The 19,081-nt window shown below is 69.5% G+C and carries 16 protein-coding genes; 11 read left to right on the plus strand and 5 right to left on the minus strand.

Features of this window, described 5'->3' with window-relative positions; genetic code table 11:
• Positions 1-41: 41 nt before the first annotated feature.
• Complete coding sequence (locus HGG74_RS00735; protein ID WP_168484432.1) at positions 42-872, plus strand: DeoR/GlpR family DNA-binding transcription regulator; 831 nt, start codon at positions 42-44, stop codon at positions 870-872.
• Positions 873-912: 40 nt separating this feature from the next.
• Positions 913-1,836 (plus strand): ribokinase, encoded by a 924-nt coding sequence (locus tag HGG74_RS00740; RefSeq protein ID WP_168484433.1) that lies wholly within the window; start codon positions 913-915, stop codon positions 1,834-1,836.
• Positions 1,837-1,852: 16 nt separating this feature from the next.
• Here HGG74_RS00740 and HGG74_RS00745 read toward each other — a convergent pair whose 3' ends face one another.
• The 3 genes from HGG74_RS00745 to HGG74_RS00755 all read right to left on the minus strand — a co-directional run bounded on the left by HGG74_RS00745 (position 1,853) and on the right by HGG74_RS00755 (position 5,789).
• Positions 1,853-3,259: a GAF domain-containing serine/threonine-protein kinase gene (locus HGG74_RS00745; RefSeq protein ID WP_168484434.1), complete on the minus strand. Its 1,407-nt coding sequence runs from the start codon at positions 3,257-3,259 to the stop codon at positions 1,853-1,855.
• 101 nt (positions 3,260-3,360) lie between these two features.
• A complete protein-coding gene (gene abc-f, locus HGG74_RS00750; protein WP_168484435.1) occupies positions 3,361-4,998 on the minus strand; it encodes a ribosomal protection-like ABC-F family protein in 1,638 nt (545 codons plus the stop codon).
• Positions 4,999-5,072: 74 nt separating this feature from the next.
• Positions 5,073-5,789: a FadR/GntR family transcriptional regulator gene (locus HGG74_RS00755; RefSeq protein ID WP_168484436.1), complete on the minus strand. Its 717-nt coding sequence runs from the start codon at positions 5,787-5,789 to the stop codon at positions 5,073-5,075.
• A 218-nt stretch (positions 5,790-6,007) separates the two neighbouring features.
• Between HGG74_RS00755 and eat the strand changes: the two genes are divergently transcribed.
• The 8 genes from eat (at position 6,008) to idi (ending at position 15,055) form a co-directional block, all read left to right on the plus strand.
• On the plus strand, positions 6,008-7,441 hold the full coding sequence (eat, locus tag HGG74_RS00760; protein WP_168484437.1) for an ethanolamine permease: 1,434 nt from the start codon (positions 6,008-6,010) through the stop codon (positions 7,439-7,441).
• Between the two features lie 48 nt (positions 7,442-7,489).
• Complete coding sequence (locus tag HGG74_RS00765) at positions 7,490-8,863, plus strand: glutamine synthetase family protein (protein WP_168484438.1); 1,374 nt, start codon at positions 7,490-7,492, stop codon at positions 8,861-8,863.
• Positions 8,844-9,575, plus strand: coding sequence for a gamma-glutamyl-gamma-aminobutyrate hydrolase family protein (locus tag HGG74_RS00770; RefSeq protein ID WP_168484439.1), 732 nt, complete (start codon positions 8,844-8,846; stop codon positions 9,573-9,575). Before HGG74_RS00765 ends, HGG74_RS00770 begins: the two co-directional genes overlap by 20 nt.
• Complete coding sequence (locus HGG74_RS00775) at positions 9,575-10,957, plus strand: aldehyde dehydrogenase family protein (protein WP_168484440.1); 1,383 nt, start codon at positions 9,575-9,577, stop codon at positions 10,955-10,957. The genes HGG74_RS00770 and HGG74_RS00775 overlap by 1 nt, the downstream gene beginning before the upstream one ends.
• A 45-nt stretch (positions 10,958-11,002) precedes the next feature.
• A complete protein-coding gene (locus HGG74_RS00780) occupies positions 11,003-11,782 on the plus strand; it encodes a 3-oxoacyl-ACP reductase (protein ID WP_168484441.1) in 780 nt (259 codons plus the stop codon).
• Positions 11,783-11,984: 202 nt separating this feature from the next.
• Positions 11,985-12,824, plus strand: coding sequence for an SDR family NAD(P)-dependent oxidoreductase (locus HGG74_RS00785; RefSeq protein ID WP_246262495.1), 840 nt, complete (start codon positions 11,985-11,987; stop codon positions 12,822-12,824).
• A gap of 39 nt (positions 12,825-12,863) precedes the next feature.
• Positions 12,864-14,372, plus strand: coding sequence for an APC family permease (locus tag HGG74_RS00790; RefSeq protein ID WP_168484442.1), 1,509 nt, complete (start codon positions 12,864-12,866; stop codon positions 14,370-14,372).
• Between the two features lie 161 nt (positions 14,373-14,533).
• Positions 14,534-15,055 carry an isopentenyl-diphosphate Delta-isomerase gene (idi, locus tag HGG74_RS00795; RefSeq protein ID WP_168484443.1) on the plus strand — a complete coding sequence of 174 codons (522 nt, stop codon included), beginning with the start codon at positions 14,534-14,536 and terminating at the stop codon, positions 15,053-15,055.
• Positions 15,056-15,067: 12 nt separating this feature from the next.
• On the opposite strand, the gene HGG74_RS00800 is transcribed toward idi, so the two are convergent.
• A complete protein-coding gene (locus tag HGG74_RS00800; RefSeq protein ID WP_168484444.1) occupies positions 15,068-15,607 on the minus strand; it encodes an HtaA domain-containing protein in 540 nt (179 codons plus the stop codon).
• A 107-nt stretch (positions 15,608-15,714) separates the two neighbouring features.
• Positions 15,715-17,025, minus strand: coding sequence for a GAF domain-containing protein (locus tag HGG74_RS00805; RefSeq protein WP_168484723.1), 1,311 nt, complete (start codon positions 17,023-17,025; stop codon positions 15,715-15,717).
• 240 nt (positions 17,026-17,265) lie between these two features.
• Here HGG74_RS00805 and HGG74_RS00810 point away from each other — a divergent pair, with 240 nt between their 5' ends.
• The gene (locus tag HGG74_RS00810; protein ID WP_168484445.1) at positions 17,266-19,056 is read left to right on the plus strand and encodes an NAD(P)/FAD-dependent oxidoreductase; all 1,791 of its coding nucleotides are present in this window, start codon (positions 17,266-17,268) and stop codon (positions 19,054-19,056) included.
• The last annotated feature ends 25 nt before the right edge of the window (positions 19,057-19,081 follow it).

The following is a 19,081-nucleotide window of genomic DNA, read 5'->3' on the forward strand; positions in this document are numbered from 1 at the left end:
CGATCAGGCAGGGCGACGGGGACAACAGGTCAGGAGGAAGCATGAAGGCCGCGGGTGGCAGCACGCAGCGGCTGTCTCGGCAGCTCGAACGGCAGCGCATCATCTCGGAGATGGTGATGGCCGAAGGGGCTGTACGCATTGATGAACTGGCCGAGCGCTTCGGCACGAGCCAGATGACCGTCCACCGGGACCTGGACGAACTCGAGGCCAGGGGACTGCTGCGCAAGTCGCGGGGAGTGGCCACCGCGTTGTCATCCAGCCTGGTGGAATCCAGCGACGTCTTCCGGGCCGGCCAGCAGCAGGAGGAAAAGCAGGAAATCGCCAAGGCCGCCGTGGAACTCATCGAACCGGGACAGGCGATCTTCCTCGACGATTCCACGACCGTGCTCGAACTGGCGAAAATGCTCCACTCCCGCGCCCCGCTGACAGTGCTGACCAATGTCCTGACGGTCATCAACGAGCTCAAAGGAGTCCGCGGAATCACCCTGGTGGCGCTCGGCGGCACCTATTACAACTGGTGCAGTTCCTTCATGGGCGGCATGACCACCAGCGCCATCCGCAACCTCCGTGCCGACCTGTTCGTGATGTCCGCCGCCGCCGTCACCGACGACGCCTGTTTCCACCAGAACCAGGAAACGGTCGACATCAAACGCGCGATGTTCGAGGCCTCCGCCAAGCGGATACTGCTGGTGGACCACACCAAATTCGGCAAGCGGGCGCTGCACGCGCTGGCCCCGTTGTCCGGGTTCGACGCCGTCGTCGTGGATTCGCGGACCAGGAAGGACGATATTGCGCGGCTGGAAGCCCAAAACATCCGCGTGGTGGTGGCGCGCGGCCACGGCAGGTCAGAGGTTGCGGCGAAGAAGCGCTGAGGTACCCCGCGGTGCCCGGCCCGGAAAGGAATAGCCCGTTATGCCAGGCACAGTGGCAGTCATCGGTTCCATTAATGTCGACCTGCACTTGCTCGTGGACAGACTCCCGGGCCCCGGCGAGACCCTGCTGGGCGCCGGCGGCACCCTGTCGCCGGGCGGCAAGGGCGCCAATCAGGCCGTGGCCGCCGCCCGGCAGGGGGCGGCAGTCCTGATGGTCGGGGCGGTGGGCCGGGACGCCAACGCGGCCGCTGCCACGGAGCTGCTGCGGCAGAGCGGGGTCGACCTTGGCCTGGTCGCCGAGGTCGGCGGGCCGACGGGACTGGCCGTGGTCACCGTGGACCGGAAGGGCGAGAACAGCATTGTGGTGGTTCCCGGGGCCAACCGCGAGGTGGACACGGCGCTGGTGGAGGCGGCGCTGCCGCGCCTGGCCGGCTGCGACGTCGTCGTCCTGCAGGGCGAGGTCCCTCCCGGCACCGTCGAATTCGCCCTCCGGGCGCTCGCCGGGCCGGCCGTGCGGACGGTGCTGAACCTGGCGCCGGTCATCCCGGTGGCGGCCGAAGCCATGCTGGCTGCGGACGTGCTGATTGTCAACGAACACGAGGCAGCGGAAGCGCTCGCCATCCTCTCCGCCGCACCCTCGGGATTGACCGGCGATCCGGTCGCGGACGGGGGCGCGCTCGTGGCGGCACTGGTCGCCGCCGGCCTGGGGGCGGCGGTGGTCACGCTCGGCGCCCGGGGCGCCGTACTGGCCGACGGCGGGCAGCCGGTCCACGTGCCTGCACCCGAGGTCGCCGCGGTGGATACCACCGGAGCCGGGGATGCCTTCGTCGGTGCCGCGGCGGCGGCACTGTCACGGGGAGCCGGACTGTACGAGGCCTGCACCCTGGCCACCGCGGTGGCAGCCCAAACCGTCACCGCCCACGGCGCCCAGCAGTCCTATCCGTGGGCGGAAAACGTACAGTGACTGCCGCCCCTCCGCCTCAGTTCTCCGGGCCCTGCTGCCATGCCGCCAACGCGCCCGGCAGCTGCCTGCTTTGCAGCCGCAGTTCCAAGTCGTTCATCACCACCGCGGCCAGGTCCTCGAGCGTCTTAACGTCTTCCTGGCCGAACTCCCGGGGCTCGTAGTCCAGGACGCAGAGGGTTCCCAGCTTGTAGCCATCGCGCGTGCGCAGCGGAACGCCCGCATAGAACCCCAGTCCCAAGTCCCCGGCGACCAACGGATTGGCCAGGGTGCGCGGATCAACGGGAGCGTTGTTAACGATCCACGGATCGTCCTGCAAAATGGCCGAGGCGCACAGGCCGGGATCCCGGTCGATCTGTCCAACGTCCAGGCCATGGTGGGACTTGAACCAGATCCGGTCATGGTCCACAACGCTCACAATGGCAATCGGGGTTTTGAACAACCTGGCAGCCAGCGCGGTGATCCTGTCGAACGCACCGTCAGCCGGGGTATCGAGGATCTGGTAGCGGTGGACGGCTTCCATCCGCTGCTGTTCATCGTCCGGAACGATCACCGGATCCACCTTGTGCCGGCCCCGCAGGGAGGCAAAGATGTCCGACAACGTCAGCGCGGTCTCGTGCGCGGACGGTCTGGCGCCGGGGTCGGCTGCCGTCATGGCTTTCAGCAGGACGCTCCACTGCGGGTCAAGCTCCTCGGGGATGTGCGGGTCCCGCAGCAGGCGCGCCACGGCGCTCTCCAGCGGAGGTCCGGGGAACGGGTGCTCCCCGGTGAGGCATTCCAGCAGCACCAGACCCAGGGAGTAGACATCGCTGGGCGGGCCGACGGGTTCCGCCCTGGCCTGTTCCGGGCTCAGGTAGCCTGCCGTGCCATGGACGCCCGTCGTCGTTGGCACCTGCCGGTCGCCCACCATGAACGCTACGCCGAAGTCGGCGAGCTTCGCCCATATCCTCGAGGAGTCCTGGCGGTAGTCGAAGAGCATGATGTTCGCAGGTTTGACGTCCCGGTGGACCACTCCGTGGTGATGGATATAGTCCAGTCCCTCGGCCAGGTCCTGGCCGGCCTGGGCGATGTGGCGCCGGGACAGCGGACCCTCCGCGAGCCGTTGCCGGAGGTCGGGGCCCTGCGCGAGTTCCATGACCAGGTAGACCCGCGGCTGCTCCGGATCGATGCGGTCAATGCCCGCATCCAGCAGGGTGACGAGGCTGGAATGGTTCAGGCGGGCCAGCAGCTTGACCTCGTCATCGCCGCGGAGGGGCTCGCCGGCTCCTGCGGGTTTGCGGAGGACCTTGATGGCCACCTGGCGGTCCAGGAACTCATCGAGGGCACGGAAGACGGTCCCGTTGGCGCCGTTCCCCAGCTTTTCCAGCAGGCGGTACCTTCCGCCGATGAAACTGCCGGCTGAACCGCGGGCGAGATCGTCAGTCACATGTTCCTGCCTTCCAATGGGCTGTTTAAACAGCGTGCTTAGTTATCTTATGGGACGGGTGCCCGAATCCCGGCAGCGTCCTGGTTGCGGCCCGGCGCCGGCTACCGGACGGCGACCTGTCCCCGGTCCACCTCCCACCGGGTGTCCAGCCGGACGTTTTCAAGCAGCCGGCGGTCGTGCGAGACCAGCAGCAGGGCGCCGTCGTAGGAATCCAGCGCCTGTTCCAACTGTTCGATGGCGGGCAGGTCCAGATGGTTGGTGGGTTCGTCCAGCACCAGCAGGTTCACCCCGCGGGCCTGCAGCAGCGCCAGCGCGGCCCGGGTGCGCTCGCCGGGGGAGAGGCTGCCCACGGTACTGGACACCTGGTCCGCCTTGAGGCCGAACTTGGCCAGCAGGGTGCGCACCTCGGCCTGGCTGAGCTCGGGCACCTGGGCCTCGAAGGCCGCCGCCAGCGGCTTCTCCGGCGCTAGCTGGCCGCGGGCCTGGTCGATTTCGCCGACGGCGACGGAGGCACCCAGGCTGGCGCCGCCGTCGTCGGGCCGCTCATGGCCAAGCAGCAGCCGCAGCAGCGTGGACTTGCCCGCACCGTTGGGGCCGGTGATGCCGATCCGCTCGCCGGCATTGACCTGCAGCGAGACCGGTCCGAGCGTGAAGTCCCCGCGCCGGGCCACCGCCTGGTTCAGCGTGGCCACCACGGAGCTGGAGCGCGGCGCGGCACCGATGCTGAACTGCAGCTGCCACTCCTTGTGGGGCTCCTCGACCTCCGCCAGCCGGGCAATGCGCGATTCCATCTGGCGGACCTTCTGCGCCTGCTTTTCCGCCGATTCGGTGTTGGCCCGGCGGCGGATCTTGTCATTGTCGGGGCTCTTGCGCAGCGCGTTGCGCACGCCCTGCGAGCTCCACTCGCGCATGGTCCGGGCCCGCCCGACGAGCTCGGCCTTCTGCTCCGCGAACTCCTCGTAGGCTTCGCGGGCATGGCGGCGGGCGACGGCGCGCTCGGCCAGGAAGGAATCGTAGCCGCCGTCGTACACCGCCACCTGGTTCTGCGCCAGGTCCAGTTCCACCACCGTGGTGACGCAGCGGGCCAGGAACTCGCGGTCGTGCGAGACCAGGACGACGCCGGCGCGCAGGTTCCGGACGAAGTCCTCCAGCCGGGCCAGGCCGGCCAGGTCCAGGTCGTTGGTGGGCTCGTCCAGCAGCACGATGTCGAACCGGCTCAGCAGCAGCGCGGCCAGCGCCACGCGTGCGGCCTGCCCGCCGGACAGGCCCGTCATGAGCGCGTCCGGGCCTGCATCCAGGCCCAGTTCGGCCAGGACGGCGGGGATGCGCTCGTCCAGGTCCGCGGCGCCGCAGGCGAGCCAGTGGTCCAGGGCGGCGGCGTAGGCGTCCTCGGCCTGGGCAGTCCCGGAGCCCAGCGCCTCCGCGGCCGCTTCCATGGCTGCGGTGGCAGCGGCGGTTCCGGTGCGCCGGCCAAGGTAGCCGGCGATGGTCTCCCCGGGGATCCGCTCGTGCTCCTGCGGCAGCCAGCCGACGAAGGCATCGCGCGGCGCCGTCTGCACGGTGCCGGCCAGCGGCCGGGCGGCCCCGGCCAGGATCCGCAGCAGGGTGGATTTGCCGGCACCGTTGGCGCCGACGACGCCGACGACGTCCCCGGCTGTCACGGTCAGGTCCAGGTGGGCGAACAGGGTGCGGTGGGCGTGGCCGCCGGAGAGATCCTTGGCCACGAGTGTTGCGGTCATTGGTCCAGCTTAAGGAGGAACTGCCCCATACCTCGCCTTACCGGGCCGCCGGCCGGCCCCGGGCGGTGGCGTGATCAGGCCAGGAAGCCGCGCAGCAGGTTCGCCGTGCCCTCGATGTGGTGCGAGGCAGCCCGGCGGGCCGCCTCGCTGTCCCCGCGCAGGATGGCGTCGGCGATCTCCTTGTGCTGCTCGTTGGAATGCTCGAGGTTGGGCGGCAGCAGCGGGATAAGGTCCAGCAGGTTGCTCACCCGGGCGCGCACATCCGCCACGGCCGCCACGAGGCTGGGCGATCCGGTCAGTTCGGCGATGGCGATGTGGAAGCGGGCGTCCTTGGGGCGGAAGTGCTCCGCCGGGGCCGCGCTGACCTCGGCCAGGGCGGTCAGCAGGTGGTTGCGCGCGGCAGGGGACAAGCTGGCCTCGGCAGCCAGGGCCGCGGCCGCCGGCTCCACGACCTGGCGGAAGGTCAGCACGTCCTCCAGTTCCGCCGGATCCGGTTTGGTGTTCGGGCCCTGGGCCGCCGGCGCGTTGCTGGCGACGACGGTGCCGCCGTAGCGTCCGCGCTTGACCTCGATGTAGTTGGCCTTCTGCAGTTCCGCGAGGGCATCGCGCAGCGTGGCCCGGGAGACGCCGAGCATCTCGGCCAGTTCGCGTTCCGGCGGCAGTTTCTGGCCGACGGCGAAGATGCCCAGCTTGATGCTCGTCAGCAGGCGCTCGATGGTTTCCTCGAACGCGTTGCCGTGCCGGGCGGCGCGCGGCACGAGGTGGCGGGCCTCGAACTGGAGCTGTTCCATGGGGCCATTCTAGACCACATCCTTTCAAACTAATGGTCTGCCCGAAGGATATTTAGCTTTCCGTCCGGACCGCCCTTCCGTGCCTGGCTCCAAGGAATATCAAGAAATTTTCCCCAAGGCCTTGACGCCCGGCGTGAGCGCCAACACACTTGTATCGAGCTATTTGGACTAAAAACAGTCCTTTAGATTCCCCAACCGTCCTCGAGAAGGAAGCCGGTATGTCATCATCCAAGGTTGACTACGCCAAGGTCGACAGCAGCTACCTGGAACACCGCCAGCTCAAGCGCGGGGCGGCCGGCTGGGTGCTGCTGGCCGGCCTGGGCGTCGCATACGTGATTTCGGGGGACTTTTCCGGCTGGAACCTGGGCCTGGCCCAGGGCGGCTGGGGCGGCCTGCTGATCGCCTTCGTGCTGATGGGCATCATGTACACCTGCATGGTCTTCGGCCTGGCCGAACTGTCCTCCACGCTGCCCACGGCCGGGGCCGGCTACGGTTTCGCCCGGCGGGCGCTCGGGCCGCTGGGCGGCTTCGCCACCGGCATGGCGGTGCTGATCGAGTACGCCGTCGCCCCGGCCGCGATCGCTACGTTCATTGGCGGCTACATCGAGGCGCTCGGACTGTTCGGCATGACGAACTCCTGGCCCGTGTACCTGGTCACGTACGTGGTGTTCATCGGCATCCACATCCGCGGCGTGGGCGAAGCCCTGAAACTGATGTTCGCCATTACCGCGGTGGCCGTCGTCGCGCTCATCATTACTGCGGCCGGCCTGCTGCCCAGGTTCGACGCCGCCAACCTCTTCGACATCGTCCCGAACGGCGCCGCCGGGGCCAGTGCCTTCCTGCCCATGGGCGTTGGCGGTGCGGTGGCGGCCCTGGTCTACGGGATCTGGTTCTTCCTCGCCGTCGAAGGCGTGCCGCTGGCCGCCGAGGAGACGGCCAACCCGAAGAAGGACCTGCCGCGGGGGATCATCGTGGCCATGCTGGTGCTGCTGGTCTCCGGCGCGCTGATGCTGGTGCTGGTGCCCGGCGCCGCGGGCGCCGGGGCCATGAGCACCTCGGACAACCCGCTGCCGGAGGCGCTGCGGATTGCCTACGGCGGCAACACGCTCGTGGCCGACATCGTCAACTACGCCGGGCTGGCGGGGCTGGTGGCCAGCTTCTTCTCGATCGTCTACGCCTACTCGCGCCAGCTGTTCGCCCTGTCCCGGGCCGGCTACCTGCCGCGCTGGATGTCCCTGACCACCAGGTGGCACACCCCCTACGTGGCGCTGCTGGTGCCCGGGACCATCGGCTTCATCCTGGCCGCGCTGACCCGGGACGGCGCCCTGCTGATCAACATCGCGGTCTTCGGCGCCACCGTGTCCTACGTGCTGCTGAACCTGTCCCACATTGTGCTGCGGAAGAAGGAGCCGGAGCTGCCGCGCGGCTACCGGACCCCCGGCGGCATCGTGACGACCTCGGTGGCGCTGGTCCTGGCCCTGGTGGCCGTCGCGGCCACCTTCGTGGTGGACATCTTCGCTGCCTCCATCACCGCGCTGATCTTTGCCGCGGCCCTGGCGTACTTCTGGTTCTACAGCCGGCACCATCTGGTGGCCAGCGCACCTGAGGAGGAATTTGCCCAGCTTGCCCGGGCGGAAGCGGAAATCAAGTAAACAGACGCCGACCAACAAACAGTGCAACAGGCTTGGAGAAAAGCAACGATGAACAACCTTGAGACCAGCGACGGCCAGCTCAGCATCGACCAGCTGCGCGCCATGGTGGCCGCCGGCACCATCGATACCGTGGTGGTGGCCATCACCGACCACCTGGGCCGGCTGCAGGGCAAGCGCTGCGGGGCCCGGTCCTTCCTCGAAGACGTGCTGGACCACGGTGCCGAAGGCTGCAACTACCTGCTGGCCGTGGACGTGGAGATGAATACCGTGGACGGCTACGCCGTCTCCTCCTGGGGCAACGGCTACGGGGACCTGGTCATGCGCCCGGACGTCTCCACCCTGCGCCTGGTGCCGTGGCAGGAAGGCACCGCCCTGATCCTGTGCGACGTGCTCTGGCTGGACGGGACCCCGGTGGCGCCCTCGCCGCGGCAGATCCTGCGGGCCCAGGTCGAGCGGCTGGAGAAGCTCGGCTACCGCGCCTACGTCGGCACCGAACTCGAATTCATCCTGTTCAATGACAGCTACGAGCAGGCCTGGGACCGGCACTACGCGGACCTGACCCCCTCCAGCCGGTACAACGTGGACTACTCGCTGCTGGGCACCGCCCGGGTGGAGCCGGTCATCCGCAGCATCCGCAACGGCATGCAGGCGGCGGGGCTGGTGGTGGAGTCCTCCAAGGGCGAATGCAACTACGGGCAGCAGGAAATCACCTTCCGGTACGACCAGGCCCTGGCCGCCTGCGACAACCACGCCTTCTACAAGAACGGCGCCAAGGAAATCGCCGACCAGCAGGGCAAGAGCATCACCTTCATGGCCAAGTTCAACGAGCGCGAAGGCAGCTCCTGCCACATCCACTTCAGCCTGCGGGACCTGGACGGCAACCCGGTGCTGCCCGGCGACGGCGAACACGGCTTCAGCAAGGTCATGGAGCACTTCATCGCCGGCCAGCTGGCCGCCCTGAAGGACCTGGCGTACTTCCTGGCACCGAACGTGAATTCCTACAAGCGCTTCGTCGAGGGCAGCTTCGCCCCGACGGCCATTGCCTGGGGGATGGACAACCGCAGCTGCGCCCTGCGCGTCGTCGGACGCGGCCAGGGCCTGCGGACCGAGAACCGCGTCGGCGGCGGGGACCTCAACCCGTACCTGGCGGTGGCCGCGCTGGTCGCCGGAGCCATCCACGGCCTGCAGAACGAGCTGCCGCTCGAACCGATCACCGCCGGCAACGCCTACCTGTCCGACGCGGACCGGCTGCCGACCACGCTGCGGGAGGCCCGGAACCTGCTGGCCGGCAGCGAAATCGCCCGGAAGGCGTTCGGCGACGAGGTGGTCAACCACTACGTGCATGCGGCCGACGTCGAACTGAAGGCCTTCGAGAGCGCCGTGACGGACTGGGAGCGGGTACGTGGCTTCGAACGTCTCTGAACCGTACCGCCCGCGCATCGGGCTGACCACCTACTACCAGGACGCCTCCTGGGGCGTCTGGAACGCCCCGGCGGCCCTGCTGCCCGGAACCTATGTCGAGGCGGTGGTGGCCGCCGGCGGCGTGCCGCTGCTGCTGCCGCCGCTGGGCACCGACGTCTCCGTGCTCGACGTGCTGGACGGGCTGATTGTGGCCGGGGGCGCGGACGTGGATCCGGCCAACTACGGGGCCGAGGCCCACGAACTGACCCGCAGCCAGCCGCTGCGCGACGCCCATGACCTGGCGCTGACCCGGGCCGCGCTGCAGCGGCGGGTTCCGCTGTTCGCCATCTGCCGCGGCGCCCAGATCCTGAACGTCGCCCTGGGCGGATCACTGCTCCAGCACATCGAGGATTCCCGCTACCAGCCGGCCCCCGGGGTCTTCGGCGAGGTCGAATTCACCACCGTGTCCGGCAGCATCGCCGAACAGTTCCTGGGCGGGCGGGCCAGCGCGCCCTGCTACCACCACCAGGCGCTGGAGACCGTGGCACCCGGGCTGCAGGTCACGGCGGCAGCGGCCGACGGGACCGTCGAGGCAGTGGAAACGACGTCGGGCGGCTGGGCCCTGGGCGTCCAGTTCCACCCCGAGCAGAACCCCGCTGACCTGCGGCTTTTCAACGGCTTCGTGGAAGTGGCCCGCAACTACCGCAAAGAACTCAACGGAGGAGCATCCTGATGACCCTGGGCACCTACGAGGACACCTCGACCTGCGAGGTCCTGAACCCGGCCACGGAGGAAGTGCTGGACACGGTCCGGCTGGCCTCGCTGGCAGAAACCGACGCGGCGATCGCCCGGGCCGCCGCCGCCTTCGAGCACTGGCGCCAGGTGGCACCGGCGGACCGGGCCCGGCTGCTGCGCCGGTTCGCCGACGCCGTCGATGCGGACCTGGAGAACCTGGCCCGGCTGGAAGTGCTCAATGCCGGCCACACCATTGGCAATGCCCGCTGGGAAGCAGGCAATGTCCGCGACGTCCTCACCTACTATGCCGCCGCCCCGGAACGCCACACCGGCGCCCAGATCCCCGTCGCCGGCGGGGTGAACATCACCTTCCACGAGCCGCTCGGCGTCGTCGGGGTGATCGTGCCCTGGAACTTCCCGATGCCGATCGCCGGCTGGGGCTTCGCCCCGGCATTGGCGGCCGGCAACACGGTGGTGCTCAAGCCTGCCGAGCTGACGCCGCTGACCGCCATCCGGCTGGGGCAGCTGGCCCTGGAAGCGGGCCTTCCCGAGGGCGTGCTGCAGATCATCCCGGGCAAGGGCTCGGTGGTGGGGGAGCGCTTCGTCACGCACCCGGCCGTGCGGAAGGTGGTCTTCACCGGTTCGACCGGGGTGGGCAAGCGGATCATGGCCGGCTGCGCGGACCAGGTCAAGCGGCTGACCCTGGAGCTGGGCGGCAAGAGCGCCAACATCATCTTCGACGACGTGGACCTGGAAATGGTGGCCGCCGCGGCACCGGGCGGAGCCTTCGACAACGCCGGCCAGGACTGCTGCGCCCGTTCCCGGGTGCTGGTCCAGCACACGGTGTATGAGAAGTTCCTCGAGCTGCTGGAGCCGGCCGTGCGGTCGCTGAAGGTCGGGGACCCGGCGGACGAATCCTCGGCCATGGGCCCGCTGATCTCCGCCGCCCAGCGCCGCAGCGTCGCCGGCTTCGTGGACGAGCGTGCCGTGGCCTTCCGCGGCTCGGCGCCGGAAGGCAAGGGCTTCTGGTTCCCGCCCACGGTGCTGACCCCCGGCCCCGGCGACCGGGTCATGCAGGAGGAGATTTTCGGCCCCGTGCTGGCAGTGGTTCCCTTCCGGGACGAGGCCGACGCGATCAGGATCGCCAACAACTCGGACTACGGGCTCTCCGGCTCCATCTGGACCCGGGACGTGGGCCGTGCCCTGCGGGTGGCCCGCGGCGTCGAATCGGGCAACCTGTCCGTCAACTCCCACTCCTCCGTCAGGTATTCGACCCCGTTCGGCGGGTTCAAGCAATCCGGCCTGGGCCGCGAACTCGGCCCGGACGCCCTGGATGCCTTTACCGAAACCAAGAACGTGTTCATCGCCACCGGCGAGTGAACCAGCAGCGGCAAGACAAAAGACAGAACAGCAAGGAGAAAGACAATGGTTGAGGTTATCTCGAACCGGCTCAGGGACCGCAGCGCAGTCATCACCGGCGGTGCCAGCGGCATCGGCCTGGCCAGCGCCCGCCGGCTGGCAGCCGAAGGGGCCAGGGTCGTCATCGCCGACATCGACCCGGCCACCGGCAAGAAGGCAGCCGATGAAGTGGGCGGCCTGTTCGTCCCCGTGGATGTGACCAACGAGGAGGACGTGAAGAACCTCTACGAAGTCACCAAGCAGACCTACGGCAGCGTGGACATCACATTCAACAACGCCGGCATTTCCCCGCCCGATGACGACTCGATCCTGGTGACCGGCATCGATGCCTGGCGCAAGGTCCAGGAAGTGAACCTGACCTCGGTCTACTACTGCTGCAAGTACGCCATCCCGTACATGCAGGAGCAGGGCAAGGGATCCATTATCAACACCGCCTCCTTTGTCGCCGTCATGGGGGCGGCCACCTCGCAGATCTCCTACAGCGCGTCCAAGGGCGGGGTGCTGGCCATGAGCCGGGAGCTGGGGGTTGAATTCGCCCGCCAGGGGATCCGGGTCAACGCCCTGTGTCCGGGGCCGGTGAACACCCCGCTGCTGAAGGAACTCTTCGCCAAGGACCCGGAGAAGGCCGCCCGCCGGCTGGTGCACGTGCCGCTGGGCCGCTTCGCCGAGCCGGAGGAACTCGCCGCCGCGGTGGCCTTCCTGGCCAGCGACGACTCCTCCTTCATGACCGCCTCGACGTTCCTGGTGGACGGCGGGATTTCCGGGGCCTACGTAACCCCGGTCTAAGCCGGCGCCCGGCCCTGCCGGGCGGACAGCGCAGTGGCGGGGGCTACCGATTCCGGTGGCCCCCGCCGTCGTCGTGCCTGCCGCTTTTTCGCAGGCAGCAGGTAAGAGGGCGATGTCAAGAGTGCCCCAATAGTCAACCGCTGTTCACTGGGCAACAAGTCTTGCCCACCCTCCGCCGGACAGAATGATGGCAGCCATCACATTGACTGCTGCTGAAGGGGAGGACGGCTGGATGAACGGCGCCGAAGGACAAGCCGCGGGAAAGACGGTCCTGGTCACCGGAGGCGGCACCGGAATCGGTGCTGCCGTGGCGGCACGGCTGGCGCAGGACGGCATGCGCGTTGCCGTCGCTGGACGCCGGGAAGCGCCGCTGAAGGAGGTCGCCGGACGGATCGGCGGGCTGGCCGTTCCCGGGGACATGGCTGATTCCGACGACGCCGCGGAGACCGTCCGGCGCGTCGTCGACCACTACGGCCGGCTCGACGCCGTCGTCGCCAATGCCGGCGGCCACGGCTTCTCCCCGGTCGGCGAAACGGACGACCAGTCCTGGGCCGGGAGCATCAACGCCAACCTCACCACCGCGTTCAAGACCGTCCGCGCGGCGCTGCCGGAACTGACCCGCAACCGCGGTTCGGTGGTCATCGTGTCCTCGCTCGCCGGGCTCTTCGCCGGCCCGGGCGTGGCCGGCTACACCGTGGGCAAGCACGCGCTGATCGGCCTGACCAAGACCCTGGCCCGCGACTACGGGCCGGCCAACGTCCGGGTCAACGCCCTGTGCCCGGGCTGGGTGCGCACCCCGATGGCCGATGCCGAAATGGACGAATTCGCCCAGGCGGCCGGCATCGCCAGCCGCGACGAAGCGTACGGGAAGGTCACCGAGCACGTGCCGCTGCGCCGGCCCGCGCAGCCGGAGGAGATGGCGTCGATCGTCAGGTTCCTGGTCTCCGACGAATCCTCCTACATCACCGGGGCCACCATCGTCGCCGACGGCGGCGCCCACATTGTCGACCTGCCCACCGTGCCGTTCGAAGTCCTCAACTGACCACCGGCAATCCACCGTTGCCCCGTCCAAGGAGTACCCATGCAGCCTCGCTTGCCTGAAACAGCGGCGCAGAGCACCCGACTGTCCGCCAACACCCTCGGTGTCGGGGGCATCGTCTTCCTGGTGCTGGCCGCCGTGGCGCCGCTGACCGGCATCATCGTCATCGCCACCCTGGGCATCGCCCTGGGCAACGGCGGCGGTATGGCCGGCGCCTTCCTGATCGCCACGGTGATCCTGCTGCTCTTCGCCGTCGGCTACGCCCAGATGTCCAAGAAGCTGGTCAGCGCCGGCGGCTTCTACGCGTTCGTGGTCAAGGGCCTGGGCCGGCCGATGGGCGTGGTGGCCGGCTTCATTGCCATGCTCGGCTACAACTGCTTCGTCGCCGGGGCGATCGGCACCTCCGGCTTCTTCACCGCCACGGTGATGAAGGAGCTGACCGGGATCGACCTGCCGTGGTTCGCCTGGAGCCTGGTCTCGGTCGCGCTGGTCTTCCTGCTGACCCGCCGCGGCATCGACGTCAGCGCCAAGGTGCTGGGCGTCTGCCTGGTCCTGGAGGTCTCCATCCTGGTGCTGCTGGACTTCCGGATCCTGTTCAGCCACGGCTTTTCCGCCGAGGCGCTGCTGCCGCAGACCGTGCTCTCCGGCTCCGTGGGCCTGGCCCTGCTCTTCGCCGCCAACTGCTTCGTCGGCTTCGAGGCCACCGGCCTGTTCAGCGAGGAAGCCAAGGACCCGCGCCGGACCATCCCGCGGGCCACCTATATCGCCATCCTGTTCATCGGCATTTTCGCCGCCTTCACCACCTGGGCCATCGTCAGCGCCCTTGGGGTGGCCCAGGCCCAGGGGACCGCGCTCGAGCACCTGCCCACCGGCGACCTCGTCTTCATGCTCTCCAGCCAGTACCTGGGCGACTTCCTGACCAAGGTCATGATGGTACTGCTGCTCGTCTCGCTCTTCGCGGCCCTGCTGGCCCTGCACAATTCCGCCGCCCGCTACATCTACGCCTACGGCCGGGTGGGTATCCTGCCCGCCGCGCTGGGCCGCACCCGCAGCGCCAACGGCGCCCCGCAGAACGCCAGCGCCGCCCAGCTGGTCTTCGGCACGCTGGTGGCATTCATCTACTTCGTCGCCGGCCTGGACCCGATCGCGGCGCTGACCGCCTCGATGACCGGGTTCGGCACCCTGGGCATCCTGGCGCTGCAGATGCTCGCCGCCATCGCCGTCGTCGTCCACTTCCGCCGCAGCCGGGACACCCGGATCTGGAAGACCCTCGTGGCGCCGGGCATCGGCGCCCTGGGCCTGGCCGCGATCGTGCTGCTGGCGATTGCCAACTTCGGTACCCTGGCCGGATCTGACAGCCCGGTCATCGGCATGCTGCCGTGGCTGCTGGCCGTGGCCACGGTGGCCGGCCTGGCCACTGCGCACTGGCTGAAGACCCGCAGGCCGCAGGTCTACGACGAGCTGCTGCGGGACATGGAACGCTACGACCAGGCCGAAGCCGCTGCCGGACGCGGGCAGGCCGAGCCTGCGGCGTCCGGACCGCTGGCCTGATCCCCAGGCTCCGCCGGCGGGCGCCGGCCGGTCCTTGCGGCCGGCCGGCGCCCCGCTGTGTGGTGGCCGGCCGGTGCGCACTGCCGGGGCCGGCGCCGGAGGCTGTTGGTAGGATCGTTCCGCCGGGCAACAGCCGGCGGAACAGGCGGCGATGAACGGCAATGAACACCGGGAACCCGGAGCAGGTGGTCCTGCTCGATGATGCCTTCCATCCGGTCGGCGTGGCGGACAAGGCGTCCGTGCACACCGGGGACACGCCGCTGCACCTGGCCTTCTCCTGCCACATCTCCGATCCCGCCGGCCGCCTCCTGGTGACCCGGCGGTCCCTGGCCAAGAAGACCTGGCCGGGGGTGTGGACCAATTCCGCCTGCGGCCACCCGGCGCCGGGCGAGCGCCTCGAGGATGCCGTGCGCCGCCGCGTCCGCTACGAGCTGGGCCTGCGGCTGGAAGAGCTGCAGCTGGCGCTGCCGGACTTCAGGTACCGGGCCGTGGACGCCTCCGGGATCGTGGAGAACGAGTTCTGCCCGGTCTTCACCGCCCTGACCTCCGATACCCCGGATCCGCGCCCGGACGAGGTCATCGAATACCGCTGGGTCAGCCCTTCCCGGCTGCGCACTGCGGTCAATGCCGCGCCGTGGGCGTTCAGCCCCTGGCTGGTGCTGCAGCTGGAGCACCTGGACTGAACTGCGGTCCGGCTACCGCATCGTGGGCGCCGGAACCCGGATGGACAGCGGGTCCATGGGCTGGTTGGTCCCGTACTGGTGGTTGAAGACGTCGCTGCCCTCGCGGGTCAGGCGGGTCTCGAGCGCCGGCCAGACGAGGCTGCCGGCCACCAGCTGCGGCGCGGCGGCGTCGAAGGCCACCAGCGCGATCCGCTCCGAGGCCTCGGTGTCCGGTTCGCCGATGGCGGTGGTCAGGGTGCCGCCGTCCGGACCGAACTCGATCCACGGGCTGGCAATCTGCACGAACATCATGCCGTAGTGGCCGGAGAGGCGCACATCGCCGCGGAAACGCAGGACCCCGGTCCCGGCTGCCGGGTCGAAGCTGCCGCCGCCGGGCAGGAAGTTGAACAGGCCCGGAGCAACCTGGGAGGCGCCCTCGGCCGCGGAGATGTCGCCGTCGGGCAGGCTGGTCAGGTAGTTGACGAAGCTGCGCTTGACACCCCAGGTCAGCCCCTCCGGCGGAAGGGCGTCCGCGGCCCGGGCGGCGGGTTCTGCCTCGGCGTGCTCGTTCACGGCGTGCTCCTGACCTCGGTTCGTTTTCCTTGAGCTTAACCGGAGCCGGGCGGCTGCGGGGCGGAAGTGTCCTTGTGTGGCGCGCCCGCGGCAGGGGAGGGCCCGCCCTACCCGCGCAGCGCGCGGTCCAGCCGGTCCGCCCGGGCACGGAAGGCCAGGTACCGGGGATCGCCGGTGCCGAGCACCCGGCCGAGTGCGGCGACGGCGTCGGTATCGCCGGCGCCCATGTCGGTGGCGAGCCAGCGGGCCAGCGCATCGGCGGACCCGCTGGCCCGCACAGCCGCGCCGACGGCGCTGTTGAGCTCTTCGCGCAGCTGCTCCACGGCCAGTGCCGTGGACCGGCTCAGCAGCGGGGCAGTGTAGGCGGCCACGGCGTCGCCGACGTGCCCGGCACGCAGCAGTTCCAGGATGCGGCCGGCATCGGATGCGGCCCGCGGATTCAGCCGGTACGGATGGGAGTCGATGAAGCTGCCCAGGGCGGAGCGGATGCGGTGCATCTCGATCCGCACGGTCGCCGGCGAGCCGGCCTCCCCGTACAGTTCATAGGCCAGTTCGTCCGCGCTGAAGCCCTGCCGGCGCGACTGGAGCAGGACCAGGATTTCGGCCCGGCGCAGGGTCAGCGGCTTTCTGGATCCGTCCGCCAGCAGCACCGCCGGCTGCTCGCCGAGCAGCTCGAGGGCAGCGACGGCGTCCCGGGCGGCGCCGGAACCGGCAGCGGGCCGGACGGGGTCCGCCAGCCTGTTCGCGGCAGCCGGGGCGGGCTGCCTGGCCAGCAGTTCCTCGGCCACCCGGACCCCGCACCGGACCATGCGCAGGCTGTCGGCGGTCACGGTCTCCAGCGGGCCGGAAACGTCCAGGACGCCCAGCACCTCGCCGTTGAGCGGATCCCGGATGGGGGCGGCGGTACACGCCCAGTCGTGGTGGGTACGCACCAGGTGCTCGGCGGAAAACAGCTGGACCGGCCCGCCGGTGGCCAGCGCTTCGCTGATCGCATTGGTGCCGATGCCTGCCTCGGACCAGTCGGCCCCTTCGACGAATTCGAGTGAGTCGGCCCGCCGCAGCGCCGGCCGGCTGCCGATCCGCCAGAGCACCTCGCCGCGGGCGTCGGTGACGATCAGCAGGTGCCGCCCGGCCGGCCCGTCATCGGCCAGCAGGTCGGTCAGCGCGGGCAGGACTGCCTGCAGGCGGTGGCTCCGGCGCAGGACGGGCACCTCGGCGGGTTCGTGCAGGTGCCGGGGGCTGTGCTGGTCCGGGCTGATGCCCAGCGCCATCGAGCGCTGCCAGGAGGCCACCAGGCGGGCGGGGATTTCGGGCCGGGACGCGCCGGCGATCACCAGTTCGTGCGCCCGGCGCAGCAGCCTGGCATAGTCGTGCGGCGCCGTGAAGCGCAGCCCGGGTTCGGGCACGGGCACAGCCATCCTGCCCCGTCCGCGCTGGTAGCCAGGCACGTATCACGTCCTTCCTGCCGCTCGGTCGCCGCTTTGTCCCGCCCCGCGGGACCGCCCGGCAGCGCCCATGCAACGCCGCTGCAACCCCTGCGGCGCTGTACTGGTCGCGTCCCTACCAGTGACGCCGGTCACGTCCGCATCAGCATACGCGCTGCGCCCCTGCCGGTGCGAGCCCGAACGGGACCGACCCTTGGACACAAAGGAGTGCACATGACTGCTTCACCCACTGCCGCCGCCGAGGCTTGGCTGGCGGAGTTCGACCGGGCCCTGCAGGCCCGGGACCTCGACGGCGCCCTGGCGCTCTTCGGCGAGGAATGCTACTGGCGGGACTTCGTCTCCTTCACCTGGAACCTGAAGACGCTCGAAGGCAGGGACGAGATCCGGAGCATGCTCGCCGGCAGGCTGGAGGACGTGAAGCCTTCCGGCTGGCACCTGACCGAGGACGCATCCGGGGACGGGGATGCCGTGCAGGCCTGGGCCGGTTTCGAGACCGGGGCGGCCCGCGGCTGGGCGCACCTGCGGCTGCGGGACGGCAAATGCTGGACCCTGCTGACCACCATGCAGGAGCTGAAGGGGTTCGAGGAGAAGAAGGGACCCAACCGCGAGCAGGGCGTGGCACACGAAATCACCAGGGGCCGCCGGTCGTGGCTCGAGCTCAAGCAGGAGGCCGAGGCCCGGCTGGGCTACGAGGAGCAGCCCTACTGCGTGATTATCGGCGGCGGGCAGGGCGGCATCGGCCTGGCCGCGCGGCTGCGCCGGCTGGGCGTGCCGACCATCGTCGTCGAAAAGAACGCCAGGCCGGGGGATTCCTGGCGCAACCGGTACAAGTCCCTGCACCTGCACGATCCGGTCTGGTACGACCACCTGCCCTACCTGAAGTTCCCGGACGACTGGCCCGTCTTTGCTGCCAAGGACAAGATCGGTGACTGGCTGGAGCAGTACACCCGGATCATGGAACTGAACTACTGGTCAGGCACCGAATGCACCAAGGCCAGCTTCGACGAGGCCGCGGGGGAGTGGGTGGTGGACGTGGTGCGCAACGGCGAACCGGTCACCCTGCGGCCCAGGCAGCTGGTGTTCGCGCTCGGGGTGTCCGGCTACCCGAACATTCCGGCGTTCGACGGCGCCGCTTCCTTCCTCGGCCAGCAGCACCATTCCTCCCGGCATCCCGGCGGCGGCGACTGGACGGGCAAGAAGGCAGTGGTCATCGGCTCGAACAATTCGGCACACGATATCTGCGCCGACCTCTGGGAGCACGGCGCGGAGGTGACCATGGTCCAGCGGTCCTCCACGCACATTGCCCGCAGCGAATCGCTGATGGACCTGGCCCTGGGGGACCTGTATTCCGAGCGCGCGCTGGCCAGCGGCGTGACCACGGAGAAGGCGGACATGCTCTTTGCCTCGTTGCCTTACCGGATCCTGCCCGAGGCGCAGATCCCGGTGTACCGGAAGATGGCCGAGCAGGACGCGGAGTTTTACGCGCAGCTGAAGGCCGCCGGGTTCGAGCTGGACTTCGGCGCCGACGGCTCCGGGTTGTTCCTGAAATACCTGCGCCGCGGCTCCGGGTATTACATCGACGTCGGTGCCTCGCAGCTGATCATCGACGGCCGGGTCAAGCTGGCCCGCGGCGAAGTGGAGAAGATCACCGGCAGTGCCGTCGTGCTCGAGGACGGGACCGAGCTGGAGGCGGACCTGATTGTCTACGCCACTGGGTACGGTTCCATGAATTCCTGGCTGGCCGACCTGGTCTCGCCGGAGGTGGCCGACCGGGTGGGCAAGTGCTGGGGCTACGGGTCGGATACGCCCAAGGACCCGGGTCCCTGGGAGGGCGAGCTGCGCAATATGTGGAAGCCGACCAATGTGGAGAACCTCTGGATCCACGGCGGGAACCTGCACCAGAGCCGGCACTACTCGCTGTACCTGGCCCTGCAGCTCAAGGCCCGGATGGAGGGGCTGGACACCCCGGTGTACGGTCTGCAGCCCTCCCACCACCCCCGGTAGCCCGCTGCCGGTGTCCCTGTCGGAA

The sequence above is a fragment of the Arthrobacter mobilis genome (genome assembly GCF_012395835.1).
Classification (GTDB): Bacteria; Actinomycetota; Actinomycetes; order Actinomycetales; family Micrococcaceae; genus Crystallibacter; species Crystallibacter mobilis.